This is a genomic window from Vallitalea maricola, assembly GCF_036985595.1.
In the GTDB taxonomy this organism is placed as follows: Bacteria; Bacillota; Clostridia; order Lachnospirales; family Vallitaleaceae; genus Vallitalea; species Vallitalea maricola.
In genome coordinates this window covers 1-26,289 of the sequence record NZ_BTPU01000015.1, presented here as the reverse complement: position 1 = coordinate 26,289, position 26,289 = coordinate 1, and the positions used below count along the sequence as shown (strand labels likewise).

26 protein-coding genes and 3 riboswitches are annotated in these 26,289 nt (G+C 30.1%); of the genes, 1 reads left to right on the top strand and 25 read right to left on the bottom strand.

All coding sequences use genetic code 11. From position 1 onward, the window contains the following. Positions 1-27 precede the first annotated feature (27 nt). On the bottom strand, positions 28-1,434 hold the full coding sequence (miaB, locus tag AACQ14_RS05180; protein WP_423247984.1) for a tRNA (N6-isopentenyl adenosine(37)-C2)-methylthiotransferase MiaB: 1,407 nt from the start codon (positions 1,432-1,434) through the stop codon (positions 28-30). 125 nt (positions 1,435-1,559) lie between these two features. Next, positions 1,560-1,934: a hypothetical protein gene (locus AACQ14_RS05175; RefSeq protein ID WP_339362510.1), complete on the bottom strand. Its 375-nt coding sequence runs from the start codon at positions 1,932-1,934 to the stop codon at positions 1,560-1,562. A gap of 189 nt (positions 1,935-2,123) precedes the next feature. On the opposite strand from AACQ14_RS05175, the gene AACQ14_RS05170 reads away from it, so the two are divergent. Further along, entirely contained in the window at positions 2,124-3,212 is a 1,089-nt protein-coding gene (locus AACQ14_RS05170; RefSeq protein WP_339362509.1) for a ribonuclease H-like domain-containing protein, read from the top strand. Here the strand turns inward: AACQ14_RS05170 and AACQ14_RS05165 are convergent. The 23 genes from AACQ14_RS05165 to AACQ14_RS05055 all read right to left on the bottom strand — a co-directional run. Beyond that, the gene (locus AACQ14_RS05165; RefSeq protein ID WP_339362508.1) at positions 3,207-3,992 is read right to left on the bottom strand and encodes a CheR family methyltransferase; all 786 of its coding nucleotides are present in this window, start codon (positions 3,990-3,992) and stop codon (positions 3,207-3,209) included. The two genes, AACQ14_RS05170 and AACQ14_RS05165, sit on opposite strands and share 6 nt — an antisense overlap. A 190-nt stretch (positions 3,993-4,182) precedes the next feature. Beyond that, complete coding sequence (gene rpsA, locus AACQ14_RS05160; protein ID WP_339362507.1) at positions 4,183-5,328, bottom strand: 30S ribosomal protein S1; 1,146 nt, start codon at positions 5,326-5,328, stop codon at positions 4,183-4,185. Further along, positions 5,309-6,154: a 4-hydroxy-3-methylbut-2-enyl diphosphate reductase gene (gene ispH, locus AACQ14_RS05155; protein ID WP_339362506.1), complete on the bottom strand. Its 846-nt coding sequence runs from the start codon at positions 6,152-6,154 to the stop codon at positions 5,309-5,311. Before ispH ends, rpsA begins: the two co-directional genes overlap by 20 nt. Positions 6,155-6,178: 24 nt before the next feature. Next, positions 6,179-6,847, bottom strand: coding sequence for a (d)CMP kinase (gene cmk, locus AACQ14_RS05150; protein WP_353514010.1), 669 nt, complete (start codon positions 6,845-6,847; stop codon positions 6,179-6,181). A 213-nt stretch (positions 6,848-7,060) separates the two neighbouring features. Then, the gene (gene aroH, locus AACQ14_RS05145; protein WP_339362505.1) at positions 7,061-7,426 is read right to left on the bottom strand and encodes a chorismate mutase; all 366 of its coding nucleotides are present in this window, start codon (positions 7,424-7,426) and stop codon (positions 7,061-7,063) included. 24 nt (positions 7,427-7,450) lie between these two features. Then, positions 7,451-8,689, bottom strand: a complete 1,239-nt coding sequence (locus AACQ14_RS05140; RefSeq protein WP_339362504.1) for a BaiN/RdsA family NAD(P)/FAD-dependent oxidoreductase — start codon at positions 8,687-8,689, stop codon at positions 7,451-7,453. Positions 8,690-8,717: 28 nt separating this feature from the next. Continuing rightward, positions 8,718-9,638, bottom strand: coding sequence for a MurR/RpiR family transcriptional regulator (locus tag AACQ14_RS05135; protein WP_339362503.1), 921 nt, complete (start codon positions 9,636-9,638; stop codon positions 8,718-8,720). A gap of 425 nt (positions 9,639-10,063) precedes the next feature. Further along, complete coding sequence (locus AACQ14_RS05130; protein ID WP_339362502.1) at positions 10,064-11,473, bottom strand: oxaloacetate decarboxylase subunit alpha; 1,410 nt, start codon at positions 11,471-11,473, stop codon at positions 10,064-10,066. Positions 11,474-11,538: 65 nt separating this feature from the next. Beyond that, entirely contained in the window at positions 11,539-12,714 is a 1,176-nt protein-coding gene (locus tag AACQ14_RS05125; protein WP_339362501.1) for a sodium ion-translocating decarboxylase subunit beta, read from the bottom strand. A gap of 31 nt (positions 12,715-12,745) precedes the next feature. Further along, entirely contained in the window at positions 12,746-13,123 is a 378-nt protein-coding gene (locus tag AACQ14_RS05120; protein ID WP_113674882.1) for a biotin/lipoyl-containing protein, read from the bottom strand. 72 nt (positions 13,124-13,195) lie between these two features. Then, on the bottom strand, positions 13,196-13,498 hold the full coding sequence (locus tag AACQ14_RS05115; RefSeq protein WP_273326372.1) for an OadG family protein: 303 nt from the start codon (positions 13,496-13,498) through the stop codon (positions 13,196-13,198). Between the two features lie 16 nt (positions 13,499-13,514). Next, positions 13,515-14,966: an acyl-CoA carboxylase subunit beta gene (locus tag AACQ14_RS05110; protein ID WP_339362536.1), complete on the bottom strand. Its 1,452-nt coding sequence runs from the start codon at positions 14,964-14,966 to the stop codon at positions 13,515-13,517. 187 nt (positions 14,967-15,153) lie between these two features. Next, on the bottom strand, positions 15,154-15,714 hold the full coding sequence (locus tag AACQ14_RS05105) for a class I SAM-dependent methyltransferase (protein WP_339362500.1): 561 nt from the start codon (positions 15,712-15,714) through the stop codon (positions 15,154-15,156). A gap of 89 nt (positions 15,715-15,803) precedes the next feature. Further along, positions 15,804-16,514, bottom strand: a complete 711-nt coding sequence (locus AACQ14_RS05100) for a pseudouridine synthase (RefSeq protein WP_339362499.1) — start codon at positions 16,512-16,514, stop codon at positions 15,804-15,806. A 45-nt stretch (positions 16,515-16,559) separates the two neighbouring features. Continuing rightward, positions 16,560-17,723, bottom strand: a complete 1,164-nt coding sequence (locus AACQ14_RS05095) for a D-alanyl-D-alanine carboxypeptidase family protein (protein ID WP_339362498.1) — start codon at positions 17,721-17,723, stop codon at positions 16,560-16,562. Between the two features lie 69 nt (positions 17,724-17,792). Then, a complete protein-coding gene (scpB, locus tag AACQ14_RS05090) occupies positions 17,793-18,371 on the bottom strand; it encodes an SMC-Scp complex subunit ScpB (RefSeq protein ID WP_339362497.1) in 579 nt (192 codons plus the stop codon). A gap of 109 nt (positions 18,372-18,480) precedes the next feature. Next, on the bottom strand, positions 18,481-19,242 hold the full coding sequence (locus AACQ14_RS05085; RefSeq protein WP_339362496.1) for a segregation and condensation protein A: 762 nt from the start codon (positions 19,240-19,242) through the stop codon (positions 18,481-18,483). A 23-nt stretch (positions 19,243-19,265) separates the two neighbouring features. Beyond that, complete coding sequence (locus tag AACQ14_RS05080) at positions 19,266-19,871, bottom strand: site-2 protease family protein (RefSeq protein WP_339362495.1); 606 nt, start codon at positions 19,869-19,871, stop codon at positions 19,266-19,268. A 251-nt stretch (positions 19,872-20,122) separates the two neighbouring features. After that, entirely contained in the window at positions 20,123-20,929 is an 807-nt protein-coding gene (locus AACQ14_RS05075; protein WP_339362494.1) for a transglutaminase-like domain-containing protein, read from the bottom strand. Continuing rightward, positions 20,922-21,001: riboswitch (cyclic di-GMP riboswitch) on the bottom strand. (Overlaps the previous gene by 8 nt.) Positions 21,002-21,026: 25 nt before the next feature. Continuing rightward, positions 21,027-21,111: riboswitch (cyclic di-GMP riboswitch) on the bottom strand. 32 nt (positions 21,112-21,143) lie between these two features. Further along, positions 21,144-21,232, bottom strand: a riboswitch (cyclic di-GMP riboswitch). Between the two features lie 129 nt (positions 21,233-21,361). Further along, on the bottom strand, positions 21,362-22,216 hold the full coding sequence (locus tag AACQ14_RS05070; RefSeq protein WP_339362493.1) for an MBL fold metallo-hydrolase: 855 nt from the start codon (positions 22,214-22,216) through the stop codon (positions 21,362-21,364). A gap of 22 nt (positions 22,217-22,238) precedes the next feature. Then, the gene (locus AACQ14_RS05065) at positions 22,239-24,035 is read right to left on the bottom strand and encodes a BlaR1 family beta-lactam sensor/signal transducer (RefSeq protein WP_339362492.1); all 1,797 of its coding nucleotides are present in this window, start codon (positions 24,033-24,035) and stop codon (positions 22,239-22,241) included. A 12-nt stretch (positions 24,036-24,047) separates the two neighbouring features. Continuing rightward, positions 24,048-24,425, bottom strand: coding sequence for a BlaI/MecI/CopY family transcriptional regulator (locus AACQ14_RS05060; protein ID WP_113674871.1), 378 nt, complete (start codon positions 24,423-24,425; stop codon positions 24,048-24,050). A 234-nt stretch (positions 24,426-24,659) separates the two neighbouring features. Further along, positions 24,660-26,289: S-layer homology domain-containing protein (locus AACQ14_RS05055; protein ID WP_339362491.1), on the bottom strand; the 1,630-nt coding region annotated here is incomplete at its 5' end.

Below are 26,289 nucleotides of genomic sequence, written 5' to 3'. Positions count from 1 at the left end.
TATTAAAACACTATTAGTTTCATTTTCTTAATTTATTTGTTCCCCTATTAAATAATATCCTTTTGATTCTATTATTTTAACAGGTACAATTTTACCAACTAAATCTTTATTTCCTTTAAGATGTACTAGATGATTACTTCCTAACCTCCCAGAAACAAGATTATCATCCTGTCTATTTATCTGTTCCACTAAAACATCATAAGTGTTCCCCACTTTTTCCATACTTTTCTTATATACTATTTCATTAAGCACTTCTAAAAGCCTATTAAAACGTTCTTTTGCAACATTTTCAGGCACCTGATTTTCCATAGTTGCAGCAGGTGTACCAGTTCTTATAGAATATAAAAATGTAAAAGCATTGTCAAATTCAACTTTTTTTACTACATCTAATGTATCTAGGAAATCTTCTTCTGTCTCACCTGGAAAACCTACGATTATATCAGTAGTAAGAGCAACGTCAGGACGTGCTTCTTTTATTTTACTAACCAACTCCAGATAACTATCTTTTGTATATCTTCTATTCATCTTTTTTAGTACATTTGTGCTTCCAGATTGAAACGGCAGATGAATATGGTCACACAATTTTTTGGAAGTTTTAATTACTTCTATAAGCTCGTCCGACAAATCTTTGGGATGAGATGTCATGAATCTTATTCTTTCAAGTCCTTCTATCTTCTCAATTTCTTGAATTAGTTTAGCAAAAGTAAGAGGTTTGTCCAAGTTTTTCCCATAAGAATTAACATTTTGACCAAGTAATGTAATCTCTTTTACGCCATCATCAACTAGGTCTGTTATTTCATTAATAATATCTTCTGGTTTTCTGCTTCTTTCTCTTCCTCTTACATAAGGTACTATACAATAAGTACAGAAATTATTACATCCAAACATAATATTGACACTTGACTTAAATTTAAATTTTCTTATACTTGGTAAATCTTCTACGATTTCTTTATAATTCTCCCAGATATCTATTACCATTCTACCGGTATCTAGTCGTGTTTGTATCAACTCAGCTAATTTATATAAATTGTGGGTGCCAAACAAAATATCCACATGCTTATATGCTCTTTTAATTTCATTTATAACAGTATCTTGCTGCATCATACAGCCACATAGGGCAATCAACATTCCTGGTTTATGTTTTTTATTGTTTTTTAATGAACCAAGTCTGCCATATACTTTCAATTCAGCATTTTCTCTAACACAGCATGTATTATATATTACAAAATCTGCATCCTTTTCTTCTTCAGTAGGCACATATCCTATTTGATCTAATATTCCTTTTAGTTTTTCCGAATCATGGGCATTCATTTGGCAACCAAAAGTTGATACATAATATTTTAACCCTTTACCTTTTATTTGCTTTGATAGTTTGTCCATTATTCGTTTTTGCCTTAAACTTTCTTCATGTGATATGTCTAGATTCTTATTCATTATATTCCTCCACTATCGTCTATTGAATATTATTCTACATATACTTTCCTTTTATCGTATAAATAATTATTATTTTTTATTGATATTAGTATTTTACATAATATAAGACATTTTTTCAACAGTAGTTAATCATCATCTTCAAATTCATCGTTTGTATTATTATGAGATTCGTAATCTTTTTCAAGCTCTCTAAATATCTCTTCAAAACAGTTGTCTTTTCTTCTTTTGGTATAATGCCTGTCCTTTTTGTTACATGGACTTCTAGCATTCAAGCAATTATTGAATTCTCTTGTAGATTTAACTAAACCTGATGCACTAAGCCCAGTATACAAACCAATAACTATACATGATTTTGAATTTGTTGAACATAATATCATACCAAGAGCTAGTCCAATAACTAAGTTGATAAATGGTATATATCTACACGGAACCCCTGTTAGTCTAATAGCTTCACCTATACCAGCTATTAAAGGTATGAGTGCTAGATATGAGTATTCCATAACTTGTCCCCCTTTCTAATTTCTTAATACATTATATGCTGTAATCAATTAAAAGGTGTACAAGCTCTATCTATTATACCACATACAGAAGTAATTAAACATGATATAATAAATTGATTAAACATTAAAATTAGCTTATACTGTAACTATAAATTGTAAATAATCCCCACTCATTAACAAGGAGAAATTATGATAATCATAAATAAAAATATTGATATAGATACCGATATTTTAAAAAGAAGATATTGTGATCTTGATAACCTATTATTCTTTGATATAGAAACTACTGGCTTTTCATATAGGAAGAACATTGTATATTTAATTGGTTGTATCTATTTTGCAAATGGAAAACCCACAATGATTCAATGGCTAGCTGAAAATGAAAATGATGAATATGCCGTATTATATGAGTTCATAAAATTCAGTAATGATTTCAAAAGAATCATACATTATAATGGCACATCATTTGATATACCTTTCATAACTAAAAAGGCACTATTATATAAAATAGACAATAATCTATCTTATATAGAAAATATTGACATATATAAATTAGTTAGACCATGTAAACATGTATTAAACCTTGAGAACTGCAAGCTTAAGACAATTGAAAAATATCTAGGTATATTTAGAAAGGATACCTTTACAGGAGGAGAATTAATTAGGCAATACATTGATTTTACAGAATCAAAAAGTGATATTGAGAAGACTAATTTATTACTTCATAACGAAGAAGATTTGATAGGACTTATTAAAGTACTTAAAATCCTGGATTACGTAGATACATATAATAATCTTAAACACAATAATATATCTTACAAAGTTAATGATATTGATATTAGTGAATTAATTATGACTATACATCTTTCTGCTAATACAGAAGTTCCTTTTGATTATAGTTTTACTTTTGATAATTATTATATACATATAAAGCATAAAAAGCTATTTATAAAAATTCGGCTTCTTAATGATGAATTAAAGTTTTTCTTTGATAATTATAAAGATTATTATTATATACATTCAGAGGATCAAGCAGTTCATAAATATGTGGCAAAGTACATAGATAAATCTAATAAAACAAAAGCTACAAGTGAAACCTGCTACATAAAGAAAAGAGGCATATTCATACCTCTTCTTGATACCTATATAGTAAAAAACGAAAAAATATTTTATTTATCTAAAAATAATAAAACTAAATATGTACAACTACAAGATGATATTCATAATAATACTTCATTCACAGATAACCTATGTACTAGTATACTTAAAAGCTTATAGTTCATCCATCTTCTTGTAAAAAAATGATTTGAGAGATGTAAATTTATATGTTGCAGATTGAATAATCTGTTCTGTACTGCCAACAAATAATATTGCATCTTTTTTCATAGCATTATTGAATTTCTTGTATATACCATCTTTTGCTTCATCTGTAAAATATATTAGAACATTACGGCATACGATTAAATCACAATTACTTGGGTAATTATCTTTTAACAAGTTTAATTGCTTAAATTCTATACATTTTTTTATATCATCAGTTACTTGATAAGAACTACCTATTTGTCTGAAAAACTTTGTTTTGAATTCTTGGGGTAGACCAATTAAACTTTTGTCTTTGTATAATCCCATTCTAGCCTTTTCCAATACTTGTTTATCAATATCTGTAGCTACAATTTTAATTTTGCTTAGAGGAATAAATTTACTTAATACCATTGCTAAAGAATATGGCTCATCACCTGTTGAACAAGCTGCACTCCATATTTTTAGATTATCGGCAAATTTATCTATAAGATAAGGTAAAATATCTCTTTCTAGAACTTGCCATTGAGTAGGATTCCTATAGAATTCTGATACATTAATAGTCAAGTAGTTAATGAACTCTTCATATATCTTTTTATCTTTCTTTAATATATCAATAAATTCTTGATAACTATCTGCATTATTCTTTCTTATTAATGAATCTATACGCCTTTTCATTTGTCTTTCTTTGTAAGCGTTTAAATCAATTTTAGAGAGTCTAAAAACGGCATCTTTAAAATCTTCATAATTTTCAATCACTATTTTATCCTTCTCCTTTATTATGTCAAATACAATATTTTATAAATATAATTTTTAATCTATGTATTATACATTTTTTATTATATTAGGCTATAATAGCGAAACTTATTTCGCCAAAAGTAAAATGATAAAGAAAACTACAAAAAATACTCTAGAATACTTTTTGCAGCTTTTTTTATCTTATATATTATTATTTAGTTTCTTCAACTGTTTTTTCATTACTTACTTCTTCTTTTACTTCCTTAGCATCAGCTTCTTTAGTTTTGTTATCCTCAAGAGCTTTGATACTTAAACTAATCTTTTTAGATTCTTGATTGAAATCTAACACTTTAGCTGTAATTTTTTGACCGATTTTAAGTTCATCAGATGGTTTTTCAACGTGCTTTTTAGCTATTTGTGACACATGCAATAATGCATCTACCCCTGGCTCTAGTTCAATGAAAGCACCAAAGTCAGTCATTCTTGCAACAACACCTTCAACTACATTATTAATCGCATACTTAGTAGCAGCATCATTCCAAGGATTTTCTTCATCAAATTTCATAGATAAGGATACTTTATTCTTATCAGTATCAATACCTATTATTCTAACTTTTACTTTATCTCCTACTTTAACAACATCACTTGGCTTTTTAACTCTTCCCCATGACATTTGTGAGATATGGATTAATCCATCGATACCATCAATATTAACAAATGCACCATAATCTGTTACATTTTTAATATTTCCCGTTACTACCATACCAACTTCTATTTTTTCCATTGATTCTTTTATTTTATTTTGCCTATCAGCTAATAATAATTGTTTTCTATTACCAATTATTCTACCTTTTTTAAGGTTGAATTCACTGATAACAAATGTGATTTCTTTACCTAAGAAGTCTCTTAAATTGTCTACATATTCATCTGATACTAAAGAAGCAGGAATAAATATTCTAACTTCATCAACAATAGCTACTAAGCCACCTGCAAGTACTAGTGATACTTTCGCAGTCAAATGCTCTTTATTCTTGTAGTATTCTTCAATCTTACTAAGACCTTGTTCTGCAAGTATTCTTTTATAAGTAAGTAATACTTGTCCTTCACCATCATTTACTCGTAAAACTTTAACTTTGATCTTATCCCCTGGTTTCACAGTATCTCTCAGTTCAACTTCAGGATAGTTTGAGTATTCGCTCTTAGGTATAATACCATCAGACTTGTACCCAATATTAACAAAAACTTCATTATCATTAACATCTATAACTGTCCCTTCAACTATTTCTCCCCTGTGAATTGATTTTAGGGATTGTTCTAACATTTCCTCAAAACTAATTTCATTCTGTACTTCTGACATGTGTAATAACCTCCTGAATAATGTTCTTTGGAGTTGAAGCTCCAGCTGTAATTCCTATTATCTCATTTTTACTAAAAACAAGCAACTCCAAATCTTCTATAGTTTCAATATGATAAGTATTATCACATTGATTCTTGCATAATTGGTATAACTTTTTAGTATTAGAACTATGCTTACCACCTATCACCAGCATTTTATCTACTTTACCTGATAGCTTTATAGCCTCTTCTTGTCTATCTCTTGTTGCTCTACATATTGTATCTTTTATATCTACATGATAACCTTTATCTAAAAATATTTCAATTATTTCTTGGAATTTTAGATAATTAAGTGTTGTTTGAGCAACAATACAAATATGTTCATCTGTAGGTAGTTGAAGCTTTTTAGCATCTTCTATACTTTCTATAATAATTGCTTTTGATGAACTCCAACCATTTATTCCAATAACTTCTGGATGACTAGAATCACCAATTATAATTATAGTATCACCCTTTTTACTATAATCATTAACTATACGATGAATTTTTTTGACATAAGGGCATGTAGCATCAATAATAGAAAATCCATTGTCTCTAATATAATTATATATTTTTTCTTCTACACCATGGGATCTTATAATAACTTTACCCTTAGGTAGATTTAGAAGTTCTTCTATATCATTTACAACTTTTACGCCTTTATCTTCCAACTCTTCAACTACTTGTAAATTATGAATTATTGGTCCATATGTATATAATGGTTTGCCATCAATATTATCATATACACTTTTTACTGCTCTATCTACACCAAAACAAAATCCTGCAGATTTTGCTACTATTACTTCCATTAGTATCTTCCTTTCAAATAATATTTAATAATTATTATTTATCATTTTAAGGATTTTATTAACTACTTCATCAATAGATAGATTGGATGTATCCACTTCTATAGCATCATCTGCTTTTTTCAGTGGAGCAAATTCTCTATTCATATCTCTATAATCTCTTTTACCTATTTCATCTTCTATAGATTCCAAGTTCCTAGATATACCTTTTTCTAATAATTCTTTATGACGTCTCTTAGCTCTTGTTTCAACACTTGCATTGAGATAAATCTTAGTTGTAGCATTAGGTAACACGTAAGTACCTATGTCTCTACCATCCATAACAATACTTTTCTTGGTTGCAAGGTTTCTTTGCAATTCAACAAGCTTAAGACGTACATTTTTATTTACTGAGATTTCTGAAGCCATTTTACCTACTTCTTCATCTCTAATAAACTGATTGACATTCTCATCATTAAGTATTACTTGCTGTTCACCATCTATATAGCAGATACTAATATCAATATCGTTTAATATATTGTTAATAATATCGTTTTGGTTACTTGATATATTATTTCTAATACAATAAAGTCCAAAAGCTCTATACATAGCACCAGTATCTACATATATAATATCTAGTTCCTTAGCAATCTTTTTGGCTATAGTGCTTTTACCTGCACCAGCTGGTCCATCAATTGCTATGTTAATTATATCCACAACATTACCCTCCATAATAATATTGTCACCAATAATAAACTATAAACTGTATTTCTCAAACTGTCAATACTAAGTTTTATGAATAAGATATAAAATTATAATTATTTTATATCTTAAATTATCTTTTATTATAGTCTTGCTTAGTATTTGGACCTTTTTCAACGTTAACTTAGTAAATTAATTTTACAAAAAATAATTTAATTGTCTCATTATTTAATTCATCTTATCTAATAAATCAGGTCTTAATTTTTTTGCTTTTTTCAGATATATATGTTTTACTTCATTTTGTGATTTAGGGATATGGGCAGTCACCATAACCCTTATACACATCTCTAAACTGTTTTCTACATACATTTCGCTAACACACATTAGTGATGCATCTACAATACCTAGTTCTCTAGCACCAATAGCAGGATATGCAACTGTTAAATCTTTTGTAGCTGAAAAAATGATAGATATTATTTGGTCATTATTAATATTATTACTAATTAATATGTCTTTTAGTAATGTTTTTGTATCATTAATAATATTTTCTCTAGTATTAGTGTCAATCGTAATTGCTCCTCTTATGGAAACCATTTTTTCACTCCTATATAATAATATTTAAAGCTCACTTTCACCTATAGCAAGTCCCGCAAGATACCCTGTAGAAAATGCTATCTGCAAATTAAAACCTCCAGTTAACGCATCAAGATCAAGAACTTCTCCTATAAAATACAATCCTTCAACTTTTTTGGATTCCATAGTCATAGGATTAATTTCCTTTATACTAACTCCACCACAAGTTATTATTGCTTCATTATAATCTCTTGTGCCTATAATATGGCATGTAAAGTTTTTAATTAAATCTACTAATCTCAATCTTTCTTCTCTAGAAATCTGGTCTACCTTTTTTTCTCCATCAATACCAGATAGTTTTATAATAATAGGTATTAATTTCTTTGGCAACAGATCATCTAAAGCGTTTTTGAATTGTTTTCGCATATATTTGTTAAAATCCTTCAATATCCTATTATCAAGTTTTTTAGTATCAAGAGAAGGTTTTATATCTATTGATAAAGTCATATCTTTACCTTTATAAGGGATAATATATCTACTAGCAGATAAAATAAGAGGTCCTGTCACTCCAAAATGGGTAAATAACATTTCTCCAAAATTTTCATATATAATTTTACCATTTGCTTTTATACTGATTTTTACGTTCCTAAGAGAAAGTCCTTGTAATTCTTTAATAAAACTTTCTCTTGTCACTAAAGGCACTAGTGAAGGATGTGTATCACTAACTGTATGATTGACTTTTTCTGCAAAATTGAACCCGTCACCAGTTGATCCCGTCGATGAATATGACAGCCCACCTGTAGCTATTATAACACTGTCACCTTCAATTAAGTTACCACCATGAAGTACTATGCCTTTTGCTTTGTCTTCTTCTACTTTTATATCTTTTACTCTTGAATCAAGATGAATAACTACACCTAATTTATTCATTTCTCTAGTTAAAGATGATATAACATCAGATGATTTATCTGATACAGGAAAAACTCTATTCCCTCTTTCAATTTTAGTTTTCAAACCAATATCATTAAAAAAGTCTATTAGCATAAAACTATCAAAGGAATAAAATGCGCTGTATAAAAATTTCCTATTAGTAGTAACATTTTCAAGCAATTCCTCTACATCAGTAGCATTAGTAATATTACATCTGCCTTTACCTGTTATATATAATTTTTTACCGCATTTTTCATTTCTCTCAAAAAGGTGGACTTCACAACCATTTCTCGCAGCTATTATTGCTGCCATCATGCCTGATGGTCCACCTCCTACTACTAAAACTTTTTTCAATACTTATTCAAGTCCTTTCACATATTAGCTATTCTAATATATCGGTGTTATTTTTTGATTGTATATTGTAATTCATATTATAATCTTCTTCATTGTCGTAAACTTGATACTCGTTCCATACTTTTTCTAGATTCTCTAAAGTGTCTAACACTTCATCTTGCTTTTTTATACATAATGCAACTATCAATGCATTAATCAAGCTTAATGGTGCAACTAATGAATCTACGAAAGAAGCCATATCACTTCTAGCTATAAGACTACAATCAGCAAATTGTATCAATGGGGATAAATAACTATCTGTTATAGCAATTACCTGTGCATCTCTATTTTTAGCGAATTCCATAGCTTTTTTAGTACGCTTTGAATATCTTGGAAAACTTATTCCTATTACTACATCCTCTGGACCAATTCTATAAATCTGTTCAAACATTTCACTTACACTGTTTGTATGGATTAATTTGGTATTATCAAATATTAGGTTAAAGTAGAAACCTAAAAAACCTGCTAAGGAAGCACAACTTCTTACACCTAGTATATAGATTTTCCTAGCCCCTAGTATCATGCTGGTTGCTTCATTAAATATATCTTCATCAATTTCTTCTAAGGTATGCTTAATCTTTTCTGCATCCGATTGTAAAACTGATTTTAGAACATGATTTTTGTCAATTCTATCTGATGTCACCTCAACTCTTTGGAATGAAGTTAATTTTGTCTTAACTAATTCTTCAAGGGCTCTTTGTAGTTTTGGATAACCATCATAACCAAGTTCATTAGCAAATCTTACCACTGTTGACTCACTAACGCCAACTATCTTACCTAGCTTTGCAGCTGTAAGAAAAACTGCCTTCTCATAATGTTCCAATATATAATTTGCTAATAATTTTTGCCCCTTACTAAGTTTTGGGTAGGAATTATTAATCCTTTTCATCAAATCATTTTGTCTATGCATATTAATACCTCTCTAACATTATTAATTCACTATCAAAGTTTTTATGGATATTAAAAATATTATGTACTAGATTTTTATACCAATAACTTAATATAACGAATTATTTTCTTTTTATCACTTTAAAGATTGTTATAATTAATTAAAAAACAAATAGTTCTGTATAACTTTCTATACAATATATTGTTGTTAATTCTTCATGATTACTATATCTTGTATAGAATTCTAGGCATTGTTATTTTTTATGGATTAATATTATTATATATTAATAAAAATAATTTTACAATATGTTTTAATTAATAAAATATGCATATACAAAAGTACTTACGGCCTATAAAAAAAAGTAAAATTTAAAAGATTGTACTTCTAATCCTTCCATTAAAAAAATAAAACCAGTACCAAAAGGTACCAGCTTTATTATATTGAATCTATACAGGGTATACCTTATTATCCTTATCAGCCATATTAGGATCTACCTTAGTTTGCTGTGCTTCTCTATATTTGAAGAAATCTTCAGCAACTTGTGCAAATAATGCATAAGATAAAACATCTTCATCTTGTTGTTTATATCTAGTCATTTCAGATTCTATTTTCTTAAGCTCAGGCTTAATTAAATCAGCTGGACGACAAGTTATTTGTTTTTCATTACCAATAATGATTTTCTTGATTTCATCACTAATTGGTACAGGAGTTCTTCCATATTCTCCTCTAACTAAAGCTTTAGATTCTTTTGTTACCATCTTGTATCTTTGACCAGAAAGTACATTAAGTACAGCCTGTGTTCCTACAATCTGACTTGAAGGTGTAACAAGTGGTGGATATCCATAATCAGCTCTCACTCTTGGTATTTCTTCAAGAACGTCATAGAATTTGTCTTCTGCATTTTGTTTTTGAAGTTGTGATACTAAGTTAGATAACATACCACCTGGTACTTGGTATAATAATGTTTTAATATTAACACCTAATACTTTTGGATTCATCAATCCACTTTCTAGAGCTTTTTCTCTTTGTGGTCTGAAATAATCAGCTATTTCTGATAATAGATCTTGATCAAATCCTGTATCATAAGGTGTTCCTTTAAATGTTTCAACCATAACTTCTGTAGCAGGTTGAGCTGTTCCCATTGAGAATGGTGACATTGCAGTATCAATTATATCCGCTCCAGCTTCAACAGCTTTTAAATAAGTCATAGCAGCAACACCACTAGTATAGTGAGCATGTAACTGAATAGGAACTTTTACAGTTTCTTTTAATGTCTTCACTAATTCTGTTGCTGAATATGGAACTAATAATCCAGCCATATCTTTAATACAAATAGAGTCAGCACCCATATCTTCTAATTGTTTTGCAAGTTTTGCATAATACTCTAATGTATGTACTTCACTTAGAGTATAAGAAATAGCAATCTGAGCGTGACCGCCTTCTTTTTTAGTTGCATCTATTGCAGTTTTTAGATTCCTTGGATCATTTAAAGCATCAAATATACGAAGAATATCTATACCATTAGCAATAGTCTTTTGAACAAAATATTCAACTACATCATCTGCATAATGTCTGTATCCTAAGATATTCTGACCTCTTAATAACATTTGTAATTTCGTATTTTTAAATCCATCTCTTAACTTTCTAAGTCTCTCCCATGGATCTTCCTTAAGGAAACGCAAGCAAGCATCAAATGTTGCTCCACCCCAACATTCAACTGAATGATATCCTACTTTGTCTAATTTCTCTACAATAGGAAGCATATCTTCAGTTTTCATTCTAGTGGCTATTAGTGATTGGTGAGCGTCTCTAAGTATGGTATCTGTAATTTTTACAGGTCTTTTATTCACAGCCATATCTTAAACCTCCTATAATCATTGACTTTCTACCTAAGTGAATCTTTCACTCATATTACATTTAATTATTTATATAATGTTAAGAATACCCCAGCAGCAACTGCTGAACCTATAACACCTGCTACGTTAGGTCCCATAGCATGCATTAATAAGAAATTTGTTGGGTTTTCTTTTTGTCCTACCTTTTGAACAACTCTAGCTGCCATAGGAACAGCTGATACACCAGCAGCTCCGATTAATGGGTTAATCTTACCGCCAGATAATTTACACATGATTTTACCAAATATAACACCTGTAGCAGTACCAATTGCAAATGCAACTAATCCTAATGCTAATATTTTAAGAGTATCTACTGTTAAAAACTTTTCAGCACTTGCTGTAGCACCAACAGTAATACCTAAGAATATTGTTACAATATACATAAGTGCATTAGAAGCTGTATCAGCAAGTTTCTCAGTAACACCAGAAACTTTTATAAGGTTACCGAACATAAGCATACCGATAAGTGGTGCTGTTGATGGTAAAATAAGTATAACTACTATAGTAACAACAATTGGGAATAATATCTTTTCTAATTGTGATACTGGTCTTAATTGTTCCATCTTAATCATACGTTCTTCTTTAGATGTTAAAGCCTTCATAATTGGTGGTTGAATAATAGGTACTAATGACATATACGAATAAGCAGCAACTGCGATGGGACCTAGTAGCTCCTTAGCCAACTGTATTGTTGTGAAAATAGCTGTAGGACCATCAGCTCCACCAATAATACCTATAGAAGCTGCTTGTTCAGGTGTAAATCCTAAAATTAAAGCTCCAAAGAATGCGAAAAAGATACCGAATTGAGCGGCTGCACCTAATAAGAAACTTTTAGGATTAGCTAATAATGGTCCAAAATCTGTCATAACTCCTACACCCATAAAGATTAATGGTGGGAATATACCAAGTTCGTCCCCTTGATATAGGTAATGAAGCAATCCACCTATTTGATCTCCTACAGGTTCATTCATAACTCCACTTAAAGGCAAGTTAACTAACAACATACCAAATGAAATTGGTAATAATAATAATGGTTCATATTCTTTTTTAATAGCTAGATACATTAATGTTAATGCAACAACTATCATAATTATATTTCGCCAAGCTTGTTCTTCAGCTGTAAATTTATCAAATATCCAGTAAATACCGGTATCTTGAACAAATCCTAACAAAGCGTCTCCAAGCCTACTCCAAAATTCCATTATCGAGTTACCTCCCTACTATGTTTAATTCTTAGTTTAGAGATACGATTAAATCTCCTGTCTCAACGCTTTGTCCTGCTGAAACATTTACTGAAGCAACTGTGCCAGCTGCTGGAGCTACGACTTCATTTTCCATCTTCATAGCTTCAAGTATAGCAAGTACATCTCCTGCTTGGACTTGTTGTCCACTAGATACTTTAACATCTACAATTTTACCTTGCATTGGAGCTGTTACTTTAGTCGCTCCTGCTGGAGCTGACGCTGCGGCTGGTTTCTTTGCAGGCGCTGCTGCTTTATTAGGTACTGCTGTTGGTGCTGATACTACAGGAGTTGCAACTTGTCCGTTTCCTAATTCCTCTACAGCAACTTCGTATGTATTACCATTAACAGTAACTTGAAAATTTCTCATGATAAATCCTCCTATCAAATATTTGCTAACAATTTTTAACAAAAGTTTTCATTTAAAATTATTATCTCTAAACTACCATCTTGATCTATTTGAACCTATTTTTCTAAAAGATTTTACTTGCAATTTATCAGTTGTAGTATTAAGAGATGCTGCAATAGCAGCAGTAATAACAGCGACTAATTCTAAGTCATCTGTTTCTTCTTCCACTTCTACAGGTGCTTGTACAGGAAGTGGTTCTGGAACTACAACTTCTTTTTTACCAGGTTGTTTAATAAACTTGAATGCCCATATAATTACAGCAATCAGTATAAGCACTGCAAATACTATTCCCATTCCACTTATAAGTGCAATTACACCTTCAGATAAGTTACTCATATTAAATTCACCTCATTTAAACAGTTACATGTTTTTTTTCAGGTCTTGATTCTCTTTTGCTATAAAGCATTTCTAATGCAACTATAACACGCTTTCTTGTAGCAGCTGGTTCAATAATATCATCAACATATCCTCTACTTGCAGCAGCATATGGACTAGCTTGAAGTTCTTCATATTCTGCAGTTTTATTGTTAATATCTTCAGTAGAGATACTAGTTTTACTTAACTCATCAGCATACATTATTCTAACAGCTGAATCTGCGTTCATCATAGATACTTTACTGTTTGGCCAAGCATATACAAAATCTGCACCTATATGTTTGCTATTCATAGCAACATAAGCAGTTCCATAACCTCTGCCTACGACAACATTTACTTTTGGAACTGTTGCACTTGCAAAAGCACAAAGTAATTTTGATACTAATTTTGAGATTCCTATCTTTTCTTCTGCTACTGTAGCATTGTATCCAGCAACATCAGTTAAAGTTACAATTGGAATGTTAAAAGAATCACAAAATCCAATAAATTTAGTTCCTTTTTCACAAGCTGAAGAAGTAAGTAAACCATCATTTTCAACGCTTTGATTTGCTAATACACCTACAGTTTGTCCATTTAATCTAATAAAGCCTGTTAACATTGACACTGCATAGTTTGCTTTAGTTTCAACGAACATATTATTATCAGCAATATGAGAAATAACTACTTTCATATCAATTCCTGCAGTTAAATCTTCTGGAGCAATTTCATTCAGTTCGCTTGATACTCTATTAAGATCATCATTTGTATCAAATATTGGAGCTTCTTCAAAATTATTTGAAGGTAATAAATTAACAAAATTCCTTAACTCTGCTAATAAATCTTTTTCATCTTCGCATACAAAATCAACAATGCCAGTTTCTTTAGAATGGAAATCAGCACTTGCTATAGTTTCTAATGTCTCAGTTTTACTATCTAAAGAATTAGGACTATTAACAAATAAACTAGTAGCTTTCTTAGTCATGAATGTAAAATCTGATAAAGAAGGAATAAGTGTAGCTCCTCCTCCACATGTACCAAGAACAGCTGTAATTTGTGGTACAACTCCTGATGCTAGCGTCTGCTTCAAGAAAATTTGTCCGAACCCATCAAGTGCATCTGTAGATTCTTGAAGTCTAACTCCTGCAGAATCAAGTAACGCAATGATTGGAGCACCCATTTTCATAGCCATATCGTAAACAGCACATATTTTCTTAGCATGCATTTCACCTAATGCACCACCAAGGACTGTTACGTCTTGGCTATATACGTATACTAATCTTCCTTCAACAGTACCATAACCAGTTACAACGCCATCAGCTGGAGTATCCTTAACACTTAAATTAAAATCAGTTGTACGGTGCTTTACGAACGCACCAATCTCAACAAAGCTATTAGTGTCAAGTAGTTCTTCAATTCTTTCTCTAGCCGTCAATTTAGAATCAGCATGTATCTTGCTAATTGCTTCTTCTCTACCTGTTTCAATAACATTTCGACGGTTAGTGAGTTCATTGATCATGTTTTGAATACTCATGCATTAACCCTCCATTTTTATGTTTATGTAAAACAATGCAATCTTCACCAAGTATCATTTTACATTAATTCGTTGCAAATATCAAGTGTATTTAAAAAATAAGCAACTATTTTTTCCTTACTAAATAAATAATAGGAGCATTCATTTTCCTGTTTTCATAAGCAATGGATATTACGTCATATTGCTTATTATTTAATTGTCCTAAATATTTATTTACTTCATTTTTTTCTAACATACCGCCTTTATGTCCATAATAAGAAATAATTGATACCAGACCATTTTCCTCTAATAGATCAAGTATATTATCTATAGCTTTTATAGTAGAATAAGGTTTAGTAATTATTTCCTTATCTCCACTTGGAAGATAACCTAAATTGAACATAGCAACTTTCACTGAACTCTTAATATGATCTTTGACACATTCATGAGAGTCCTTTATTAGTGTTACCCTATTTAATAATTTTCTTTCATCTAATTTCTCTTTTGTTGACCTGATTGCAACATCTTGAATGTCAAAGCCATATACCTTTCCATCAATGCCTACCATCTCAGCTAAAAAAACAGTATCATAACCATTTCCAATAGTAGCATCTATAACTGTATCACCCTCATTGATGTATGTTTTAACAATTCCTTGTACAGTATCAGTGATTTTAGGCTCAAACATGTAAACCACCTCCTTTAAAAATACACATGTTAAACCCCAAAGAGTATAATAAGACATTTTATCTTATTTTCTTTGGGGATATATAAATCTTATAAATTTTTTAAATAATTAAGTTCATCTTTACTTAGATGTCTATATTTACCCTGAGATAAACCGTCTATTTTTAGCTTTCCAATAGCCGCTCTTTGAAGTTTTATTACGGGACAACCTATATGTTCAAACATTTTGCGTACCTGTCGATTCTTACCTTCATGAATTACTACTTTTAATTTTGTTTTGTCTTTACTGCTTTGAAGAACACTAATTTTGGAGTGAGATGTCTTATAAACTCCCAAATCAGTTCCCTTCCTTAATTCATTTAGTTTTTCTTCTGAAGGTACACCTTTAACAGTTACTATATATTTTTTCTCGACTTCATGTTTTGGATGAGTCAATTTATAAGTTAAATCTCCATCATTAGTAAGAAGTAATAACCCGCTGGTATTGTAATCAAGTCTACCGATAGGGTATACCCTGGTATTAATATCAATAAGGTCCATTACTGTCTTTCTACCTTTTTCATCTGAAACACTAGTTATATAACCAGTAGGTTTATTCAACATAATATATATTAAGTGAGAGTTATTCTTAACAACTCTGCTATTATATTTTACTATATCTTTATCTGGTTCTATCTTGCTTCCAAGTTCTTTAACGACTCTTCCATTAACTGATACTTTGCCTTCAACTATATAACTTTCACATTTTCTTCTAGAGGCGATACCTGCATCAGCCAAATATTTTTGTAATCTAATTTCCATTTATTTTCCCTTCTTAATCATATTAATCATAAAGATATAAATTTATTAGTTACATGAAAACAAAAGAAATTTTTCAAGTACTTTATTGAATATGTGTTTGTAAGTGATCTTTTTAATTTCTGTATTGGTTATGAGTGGTACTGAAAGGTAATGTTTACCATCAACATATATTTCGGCATTACCTACATTTTGCCCAATTTTAACTGGGGCTATTATATTAGAATTAACATTATATAGTATATATACCTTTTCATCTTTTGACAACGTTATATCAACATCTTGTGATGTTAAAACATCTATAGATTCTCCAATACCTTTTTTTACTCCAACTTGACACACATGTTTATTACTAGTCAACACTGTTTTTGTTTCATAATTATTAAATCCATAATTCATGATTTTTGTAGTATCGTTCCATCGATAAGTTTTATTATTAGGCCAACCTGATGCTAAAACCACAGATATTAGTTCTAGATCTCCTCGTTTAGCAGAACCTACAAAACAATAGCCAGCTTTTGAAGTGTAACCTGTCTTTACTCCATTAGCTCCTTCAAACATACTTAAAAAAGCATTTTTGTTGGATATGTTAAAGTTTCTACCCTCATTTATTTCACAAAAGCTTACAGATGGTGTATTAATAAGCTTCATAAAAGTCTCATTATTAAGAGCATATCTCGTTATAAGGGCTAAATCATATGCCGTAGTATAGTGCCCATCTGCATCAAGACCATTAGGTGTTTTATAACATGTATTTATAGCACCAATCTGCTTAGCTTTCTTAGTCATCAATTTACAAAATTCTTCTGTAGAACCTGCTACATGCTCTGCTATTGCAATTGCTACATCATTAGATGAAACCAACATTAATGCATGCAACAAATCTCCCAGATAATATTCCTCATCCGGCCTAATATATAATTTTACCTTAGGGGCTTTCGATGCTTCTTTGCTTACCTTAACTATTTCATCAAGTTCGCATGACTCAAGAGCTACAATACAAGTCATAATCTTAGTTGTACTTGCCATAGCTCTTTCTTCAAAACCTTTTTTCTCCCATAATACTCTTCCTGTTTTCTTATCCATCAACAGAGCAGAGTATGCATATAATTTTTTTGGTTCATCATTGCAATCTTCTGCAGAAGCAATATTACAAGATAACATTATAGCAATCATGAATATGTATATTATTGTACTAGTTATTTTCTTCATCTTAATCATCTTTCTTATAGAATTCCTTATAATAATTTATAAGTAAAATGATTAATTTATTCCAAATTTTTAACCCTCTTCTGTTTTAAATTCTTTTTGTACTTCTTGTTGTGCTTCGATTTGGATAGTTGATAGTTTTTCTTCTTCTATCAGCGGTAATTCTTTTAAGGATTGAAATCCAAAATTTCGTAAGAAATCCTGTGTCGTTCCAAAAATTATAGGTCTACCCGGTGCATCCATTCTGCCTTTTTCACATACTAGATTATAGTCTATTAGTTTATTAATACAATGTACAGAACTTACACCTCTTATTTTTTCAACTTCTGCTTTAGTAATAGGTTGCTTATATGCAATTATTGACAAAGTTTCAAGTAATACATCTGTCAATACATAATTCTTTGCTTTATTATTAACTTTTCTTATATAATCGTAATATTCTGTTTTAGTACACATCTGATATGCATTATCAATCTCAATAATTGTTATGCCCCTATCAGGACTATCATATTTATCTATAAGATTATTCATTATCTTTTTAGTTGTGTTTTTATCTTGTTCTATAACATCAGCTATCTTATCAAGTTCAACAGCTTCTCCCATAGTAAATAATATAGATTCAATAATAGCTTCAATTTTACATAGTTGCATATTTATTCCCCTCTGTTCAAACTTTTATTTCTAAGTGTATATATAATCAATCTACATAAATATATCCTAAATCCTAAATATTCTATGTTATTTAGGCATTCAGGATTAATTATATTATATTATCATTATTTAAATCTGTATACTTTATAATGATATCATCAAATAGATCCCTTTGTACGATTAATATTTTACCCATCTTCATTAATTCCAAGACTGCAAGAAATGTAACAATTATTTCTACTTTGGATATTTGAGTTTCGAGAACATCTCTGAAACTTATGGTTTCGTACTGTTTTGATAAATTAATTATATAATCTATTTTATCATTTACAGTATATTCTTCTCTAACAATCTCACCAAAATCACTTCTTATAGTATCTATTTTATTATATTGCTTTTTCATAACAGATTGGAATACATTGTAAATCATAGAAAAATCAATATCTGATAGTATCTTACTGGTATCTACTTTTTCTTCATAGTTAAGAACTTCTGTTGGTATTGTAGGTTCTTTGAAAATAACTTTTTTAGCATCAATTTGTCTTATTTTCAATTTATCTCTAATATATTTAAATTTCTTGTACTCAATGAGTTTATTCATCAGTTCTTCTCTAGGGTCTGTTTCTTCTTCCTCTTCGTCTTCTATTGGTAACAGCATTTTAGACTTAATATTTATTAACGTAGCTGCCATTTCAATAAATTCACTCATAATTTCCATATTTTTTTCTTCTAACTTCTTGATATATTCCAAAAACTGTTCAGTTATTATAACAATAGGTATATCATATATATTCAATTTATTTTTGTCTATTAAATGTAACAATAAATCTAATGGTCCTTCAAATACTTCTAATTTTACAGGAATACTCAATTAAAAAACCCTTTCTTTATTTCTTATACCCCGCTAACTATCATAGTACTAAAAATACTATTTATAATAATATTTACTAGAGTACTAATAAATCCAGAAGCCAAGAATAAAATGAATAAAGCTTGAATAACTTTCTCGTATTGAACAAATTTGAAGTATGCACGTGGATTAAGAGCTTGAATTATTTTAACCATATCAAATGGTGGTACAGGTAATAAATTCACAACAACTATAGCTAAGTTAAATAGAATCAATATAAATAAAAACTTAGTTACATAATAATTCTGCCTAAATGTTGAAACAAAAATAGGTATTAAAACTGCCATTAACAGCAAATTAGATAATATACCAATTAATGTTATGGATATAAGACCTTTTTTCTTATCTCTTAATCTACCAGTATTAAAACTAAAAGGTTTTTGCCATCCAGCCCCTAAAAACATAAAAGAAATTATTCCAAATGGATCCATATATTTTAGTGGATTAAATGAAACTTTGGTTTCATTCTTATATAATGGATGAACTAAATACTTGTAACAAATAATTCTAGGATATTCATGAACACATACTACAATTACTGCACAGACAAAACTAATTACTATTTCTATTAATAATTTTATTGCTTCCATGTCTTACACCTCATTTTTCATTCTATAAGATATTGTACTAATAATTGGTTATAATTTCAAGCAATACTTGAAAAATCTTTGATTTATCCTAGATTATTATTAGGAGATATAAAATTTATGATACGTTATAAAAATGATATAGAAAAAAGAAATTTATCAGATGTATGGAGATATATAAAAATACTTGTTTAAACTCTAAGTATAAAATTAATTCAAAAATTACTTTGAGAGGGATCAAATATTATTCATTATTAAAATACCTTTTTAGCACTATAATCTGAAGGATCTTTTTCATAAGAAACTTTTACACCTTCTGATTTATATGCTGCATCAATGGTAGTGTCTACAACTATCCAATTGTTATCAACTAACACTTCATTCCAAGCATGATAGACAGAAGTGAAATTACTATCGCCATGAACAAGCTTTGTAGGAATGTTAAGGCTTCTAAGCATAACTGCAAATAGAGAAGCATAATCGTAGCATATTCCTTTTTCACTAGCTAACGTTTCATTAGTTGAAGGTAAATATCTGCTACTAACATTCTTTGCTTTTTCATCATCATATTTAACATTATCGATTATGTAATTATATATAACTTCTATTTTCTCTCTGTCAGTCTTGGCATCTTTAGTTAGTTCTTTAGCTAGAATAGCTGCTTTTGAATCGCTTGTCCAATGTACATTCTGAACACTTGCTAAGAATACTGTATTATTAGTTGTATCATTATGTACTTTACTAGATGTTAACAATTTGTACTTGTTACCATCAGCTCTTTTATATATTCCTACAGTATACTCACCATTGCCCATTTGTAATGGTAGCTCTTCATTTGAAGAATTAAGGTTATAGATATATTTATCCGAACCCTTCTTCACGACAACTTTTAAGTCAGAATAATTAGTAGTATCATAATTGATACTTACTGTGCCGTTATCAGCATTGACCTTTATAATTTCACTCTTAGCAAAAGCGGTTGTCCCAGCTAATGCTACAAAAATTAATGCAACTATAAAAGTTAATACTATTTTTTTCAGTTGTAACTCTCCCTTCGGCATCTGGCTATCTTCATATATGAAGACCCTATAGTTTTGCGTCCCTACCTCACGATAGGTTTGCCATATTCGTGGGAAAGAAAAGTAATAAAACTCTTCTTTCGGTAACTGGCTGCCATATCATTTTTGACTTAGGCCCTTTAGTTTTGCGTCTTCAGCTTTCACTGAATTTGCCACTTCGAGAAAAGATTTGACTACTAGGTAATCAAAGTCTTCCTCTGGTAACTGGCTATCATAGCTTATAATTAAGCCTTAGACCCTATAGCTTTGTGTCACATATTTTCATATGCTTTACGATTTACAGAATAATACGGTCAATACTGCCGACTCTTTGACTACCCTCTCATTGATATTATATCACATATTGTTAATTTGGTAAATATTTCTTTATATATTACATCTAATAAACAATAGATAGCACTAAGTTAATCTGATTCATTGCTCTAATAGATTCTCAGTATTTTCTAACAAAGAATAATCGCCTACTTCACCATGACCAGGAACAATTACATCAACACTTTTTTCACTATACTTTCTTTTTAATTTCTTTATGCTTTCTGACCATCCCATAATATTTGCATCTGCTGTATTACCTAAGTTTTCTGATTCAGCTGATTTCACCATACAACCACCAAACAATACTTTTTTACTAGGGTAATAAACGACAATGTTGTCAGGAGAATGGGATTCTTGTGGATAATAAAGTACTAATTTTTCATCTCCAAAAACAATTTCCATTTCCTCATCAATATCTATATTAACTATTTCAGTAGGCTCTATATACTCAAGTTTAGTGTAAACATCATAATATTTTTTCAATTCAGGATCTTTTAGCCAATCTAAAAAAAGCTTTCTAGCATCTTCTCCTCTTTCTTTAACCATATTTACCGTTTTTGATGTTCCTATAATCTTAATATCTTGTTCAGCAAGATATTTATTTCCACCTAAATTGTCAAAGTGGAAACCAGTATTTATTTCTATAAATTTAACCTCTTGACCTGCTCGTTCTCGGACCCACTCAATAATCTTTCTGGTTGCTTCGTTTTCATAAGGTGTATCAATTAGGGCTACATCACCATTTTTCATTTCAATAATCATAGAATTTCCATCCCATGGAAATTTATGATTTACTACTAAAACCCCCTTCTTAATTTCTTTAATGGTCAAACTATCATCAATATTAACTTCATCATCAATATCTAGCTTATAAATATAGTCATCCTTTTTAGCACTGCATCCAGCGGTAACCATTATTACTATCATCATTACTAATACAAAAAATTTTTTCATATAAAATTCTCCCTCATTATTCTTAGTATATCCCTTTATCATTTAATATTTTTAGCGCTATTTTGCGAGCGTTAACACCATTTGCATCACTATCGCCTTCAATGTTAACCGCAAAATAGTATACGTTATTATTTTTTTCCACATAACCAATAAACCATCCATTGATTTCATGTTCATTTGAAATCAATGTTCCTGTTTTTCCAGCCAAAACACTATTCTCTTTTTGTGATAATTTTATAACTTCTTTTACCGTATCTATGTTTTCTTTCTTAAAGGGTATTTCGTAATTATGTGTTTTTTTAAGAAATTCGACTTGTTCTATAGGTGAAATCTTTAATGCTAATTTACCATTTATAATACTTTCTATCCCTCCCCAACCAATTTCATTACCGTAATTAATATTCTTAATCACGTCTGTCATTATTTCTTTACCTATATCTCTACTTAACTTTTCAAAATACCAATTAACAGAAAATTTCATCCCAGTTTTTAAGTTATGATTCATGTTCCATATATCATAAGGATATTTCGTTCCATCCCATATCAACTCTGACATTCCGTCTTTTATGATACCCTCTTCAAGAGCCGTTACAGCAATAACTATCTTAAAAGTGGACAATGGTACCATACGCTGTTGAGCCTTATAAGAATTATAAATGTAATAATTGTCTTCATTCTCATTTAACATAACAAATGTCCCATCATATTTATCAAAATATTCTTTTAAGTGTTCATCTATTATATTTATAGGTAATTCTGACTCTTCGTAACCCATTACATTCTGTCTATTGCTTAATAAGATACATGCTAATACTACAAAAACTATTGCTTTTTTGATTTTTGTTGTTTTTTTCTCCTTTTTAAATTCTGCAATACTATGAATGCGAGTTTTAATATTTGTTTTTTTGTTACTAAATCCTACTATTCCAGGGATGGATGAAGAAAAAGATATTTTTTCAATCATAGTAATTATTGTATTACCATAATCCTTATATTCATGTGATTCCAAATGAGAAAGGACATATGCATCGCAAGCAACTTCACAATCCTGACGCATTTTATAAAATCCATAGCTGACCAATGGATTAAACCAATGAATAACCTGTAACATAACACAGATCCAATTCTTTATAATATCCTTTCTTTTATAATGTGCTAGTTCGTGTAGGATAATGTATTCCAGTTCCTTTGATGTTAAATCCTGTAAGATAGCTTTTGGGAATACTAACATTGGTTTAAGAACACCTAACAATATGGGTGTTTTGAACAAATTACTTTCAGCAATACCTATTTTTTTATCTACCTTCATCTTTAGCTTGCAATCTTCCACAATCATCTTTATATTTTCATCTACATTAATTTCATATTCACGTCTTAATCTAAAATTTAAGTATAAATTATAACTTATTATAATTATTGATATTAGTAAAACACCTATTAACCAAACCATAGTCCCTTTATCATATAAGAATGTCAATTGATTCTGTGTCATAGATATTGCGTAATCACCTGAAATATTTGTTGGTTGATTAAGCATATTACTATTTCCAAGAGGTTCTAATAATGTATCATTGGTGATAATGGCAATATCGCTTTTCTTATTTAATAAGTAATTATATATATTAAAAAAACTAAAACTGGTTTCAACAGATTCTATCAACACCATCCTTAATATAAGTATATACCATATGGAATAATGCCACATTGCTCCTAATCTATTTTTAAATATGGTTTTTATGCTAAGAATAATCAAGATGACAATACTTATTATTATTGATGAATGAAATATTTGAATAGTCAACTCATGTAAATTAAACAATATCTAACCTCCTTATTTTTCCGTCTTTTCGTTAAGAATCTTTTTCAAATCATTTATTTCATCCTTACTAAATGCCTCATCTTCCAAAAATTTTGCAAACATCAAGCTGAAAGTGCCATTATAAACACGGTTCAAGAAATTTTTGTTTTCTTTTCTTTTACATTCATCTTCGTTAACAATAGGGTAATATAAGTATTCTCTGCCCTTTTTATCAAATGAAATTGCTTGCTTTTTCAATAATCTATTTATTAATGTTCTTATGGTTCTATCATTCCAATTGACATGATTACCCAAATGATTAATTATTTCATTCGCTGTAAGGGGTGAAGTCGACCAAAGTATATTCATTATTTTCCATTCTGCACCTGATATTTGAGTATTTTGTTCCATATAATCATCCTCTTTCTTTTCTCAAACTATTACATATGTAATAGTTTCTCAAGTTATATATTACACCTGTAATACTTGTATGTCAACTGTTTATTCTAATAATTTAAAACCCCTTTTACTACCAGTTTAAGCTTATAATATAATTTATTTAACCGCCAAAAGGACTTAGCCTATTGACTAAGTCCTTAAAATAAATGATTATTTTTTTGTTCATTTACTATTTCATATTATGTCTTATTGCTGATCTCCACTATCTTGATTCTCTTCTTCATTATTTTCTTCTTTGTTAAATTTTACTGATGCAGCTTCAATATCTCCATATGCCCAATGGTCATTAGATACATCACTAAACGAAGGATTTACTGTATCTAATTTAGGTCTAGCTATAATCTTATTGATCATAATTACTATTTGCTCTCTAGCAGTATCGGTATCAGGTCTAAATGTTTTATCTTCAAAGCCTTTTACTACTCCAGCATTATATAATTTATTTATATATGATTGTGCCCAATGTCCTGAAATATCTGTAAAGATACTTTCGTCATCTTTTACTTCTGCACCAACATAATCCCAATATGCTGAGAATACAACTGCTATTTCAGATCTTTTTATAGCCTGATTTGGTTTAAATGTTCCATCATCATATCCTTTGAATAAACCTATCTTGGTTATCGCTTGAATGTACTTGTATGCCCAATGAGCATTTGTTACATCAGTATAGCTAGAATCTCCTGATTCTTCAGTATCTAATTTTAGAATTCTTGCAAACATTGCAGCTACTTCCGCTCTTGTAACAGCTTTTTTAGGTTTAAATGAACCATCTGGAAATCCCTTGATATAAGGATCATAAAATTCTATGGCACCTAATGGAGTTGTAGGTTCATCTATTATTATTTCTTCGTCTAAGTCTCCATCTTCATTATCATCAGTTGTGTCTCCTCCATCTGAAGGATTATTATCTTCTCCTGATGGGTTGTCACCTCCGCCTGAAGGGGTATCTCCGCCACCTGAACTTGGTCTTTGCTTAACTACTACCATTCTTGTTATCTCGTTGGCTTCATTCCCATTCTCATCAGATACATTGTAATGATAGATATATATTCCTGATACATTTGTTGATATTCTTTCTACAAGGTTACCATCTTTAGTTATAGTCATCACTATATTCTCTGTTATATCTCCATCTTTATTGTCTAAAGCAGTTGCTCCTGCATCTGTATACGTTCCTCCATAAGTTACTTCTACTCTCTCATTTCCTACTAATGTTATTATTGGAGCTTCTTCATCTTCTTTTACTACTACTGTTCTTGTTACTTCATTAGCTTCGTTACCTTTTTCATCAGTTACATTGTAGTGGTAGATATATGTTCCTGGCTCAACTGTAGATATTGCATCTACAAGGCTACCGTCTTTAGTTATAGTTACTACTATATTTTCTGTTATATCTCCATCTCTATTGTCTAATGCTGTTGCTCCTGCATCTACATACGTTCCTCCATAGGTTACTTCTTCATTATCATTTCCTACTAGAGTTATCACTGGAGCTTCTTCATCTTCTTTTACTACTACTGTTCTTGTTACTTCTTGGGCTTGATTGCCTTTTTCATCGGATACATTGTAGTGGTAGATATATGTTCCTGGCTCATTTGTAGATACTTCACCAACATTTTCACCGTTTTTAGTTACAGTCACTACTATGGTCTCACTTATATCTCCATCTCTATTATCTAATGCTGTTGCTCCTGCATCTGTATACGTTCCTCCGTAGGTTACTTCTTCTGTTGCATTTCCCACTAGAGTTATCACTGGAGCTTCTTCATCGTCTTTTACTACTACTGTTCTCGTTACTTCTTGGGCTTGATTG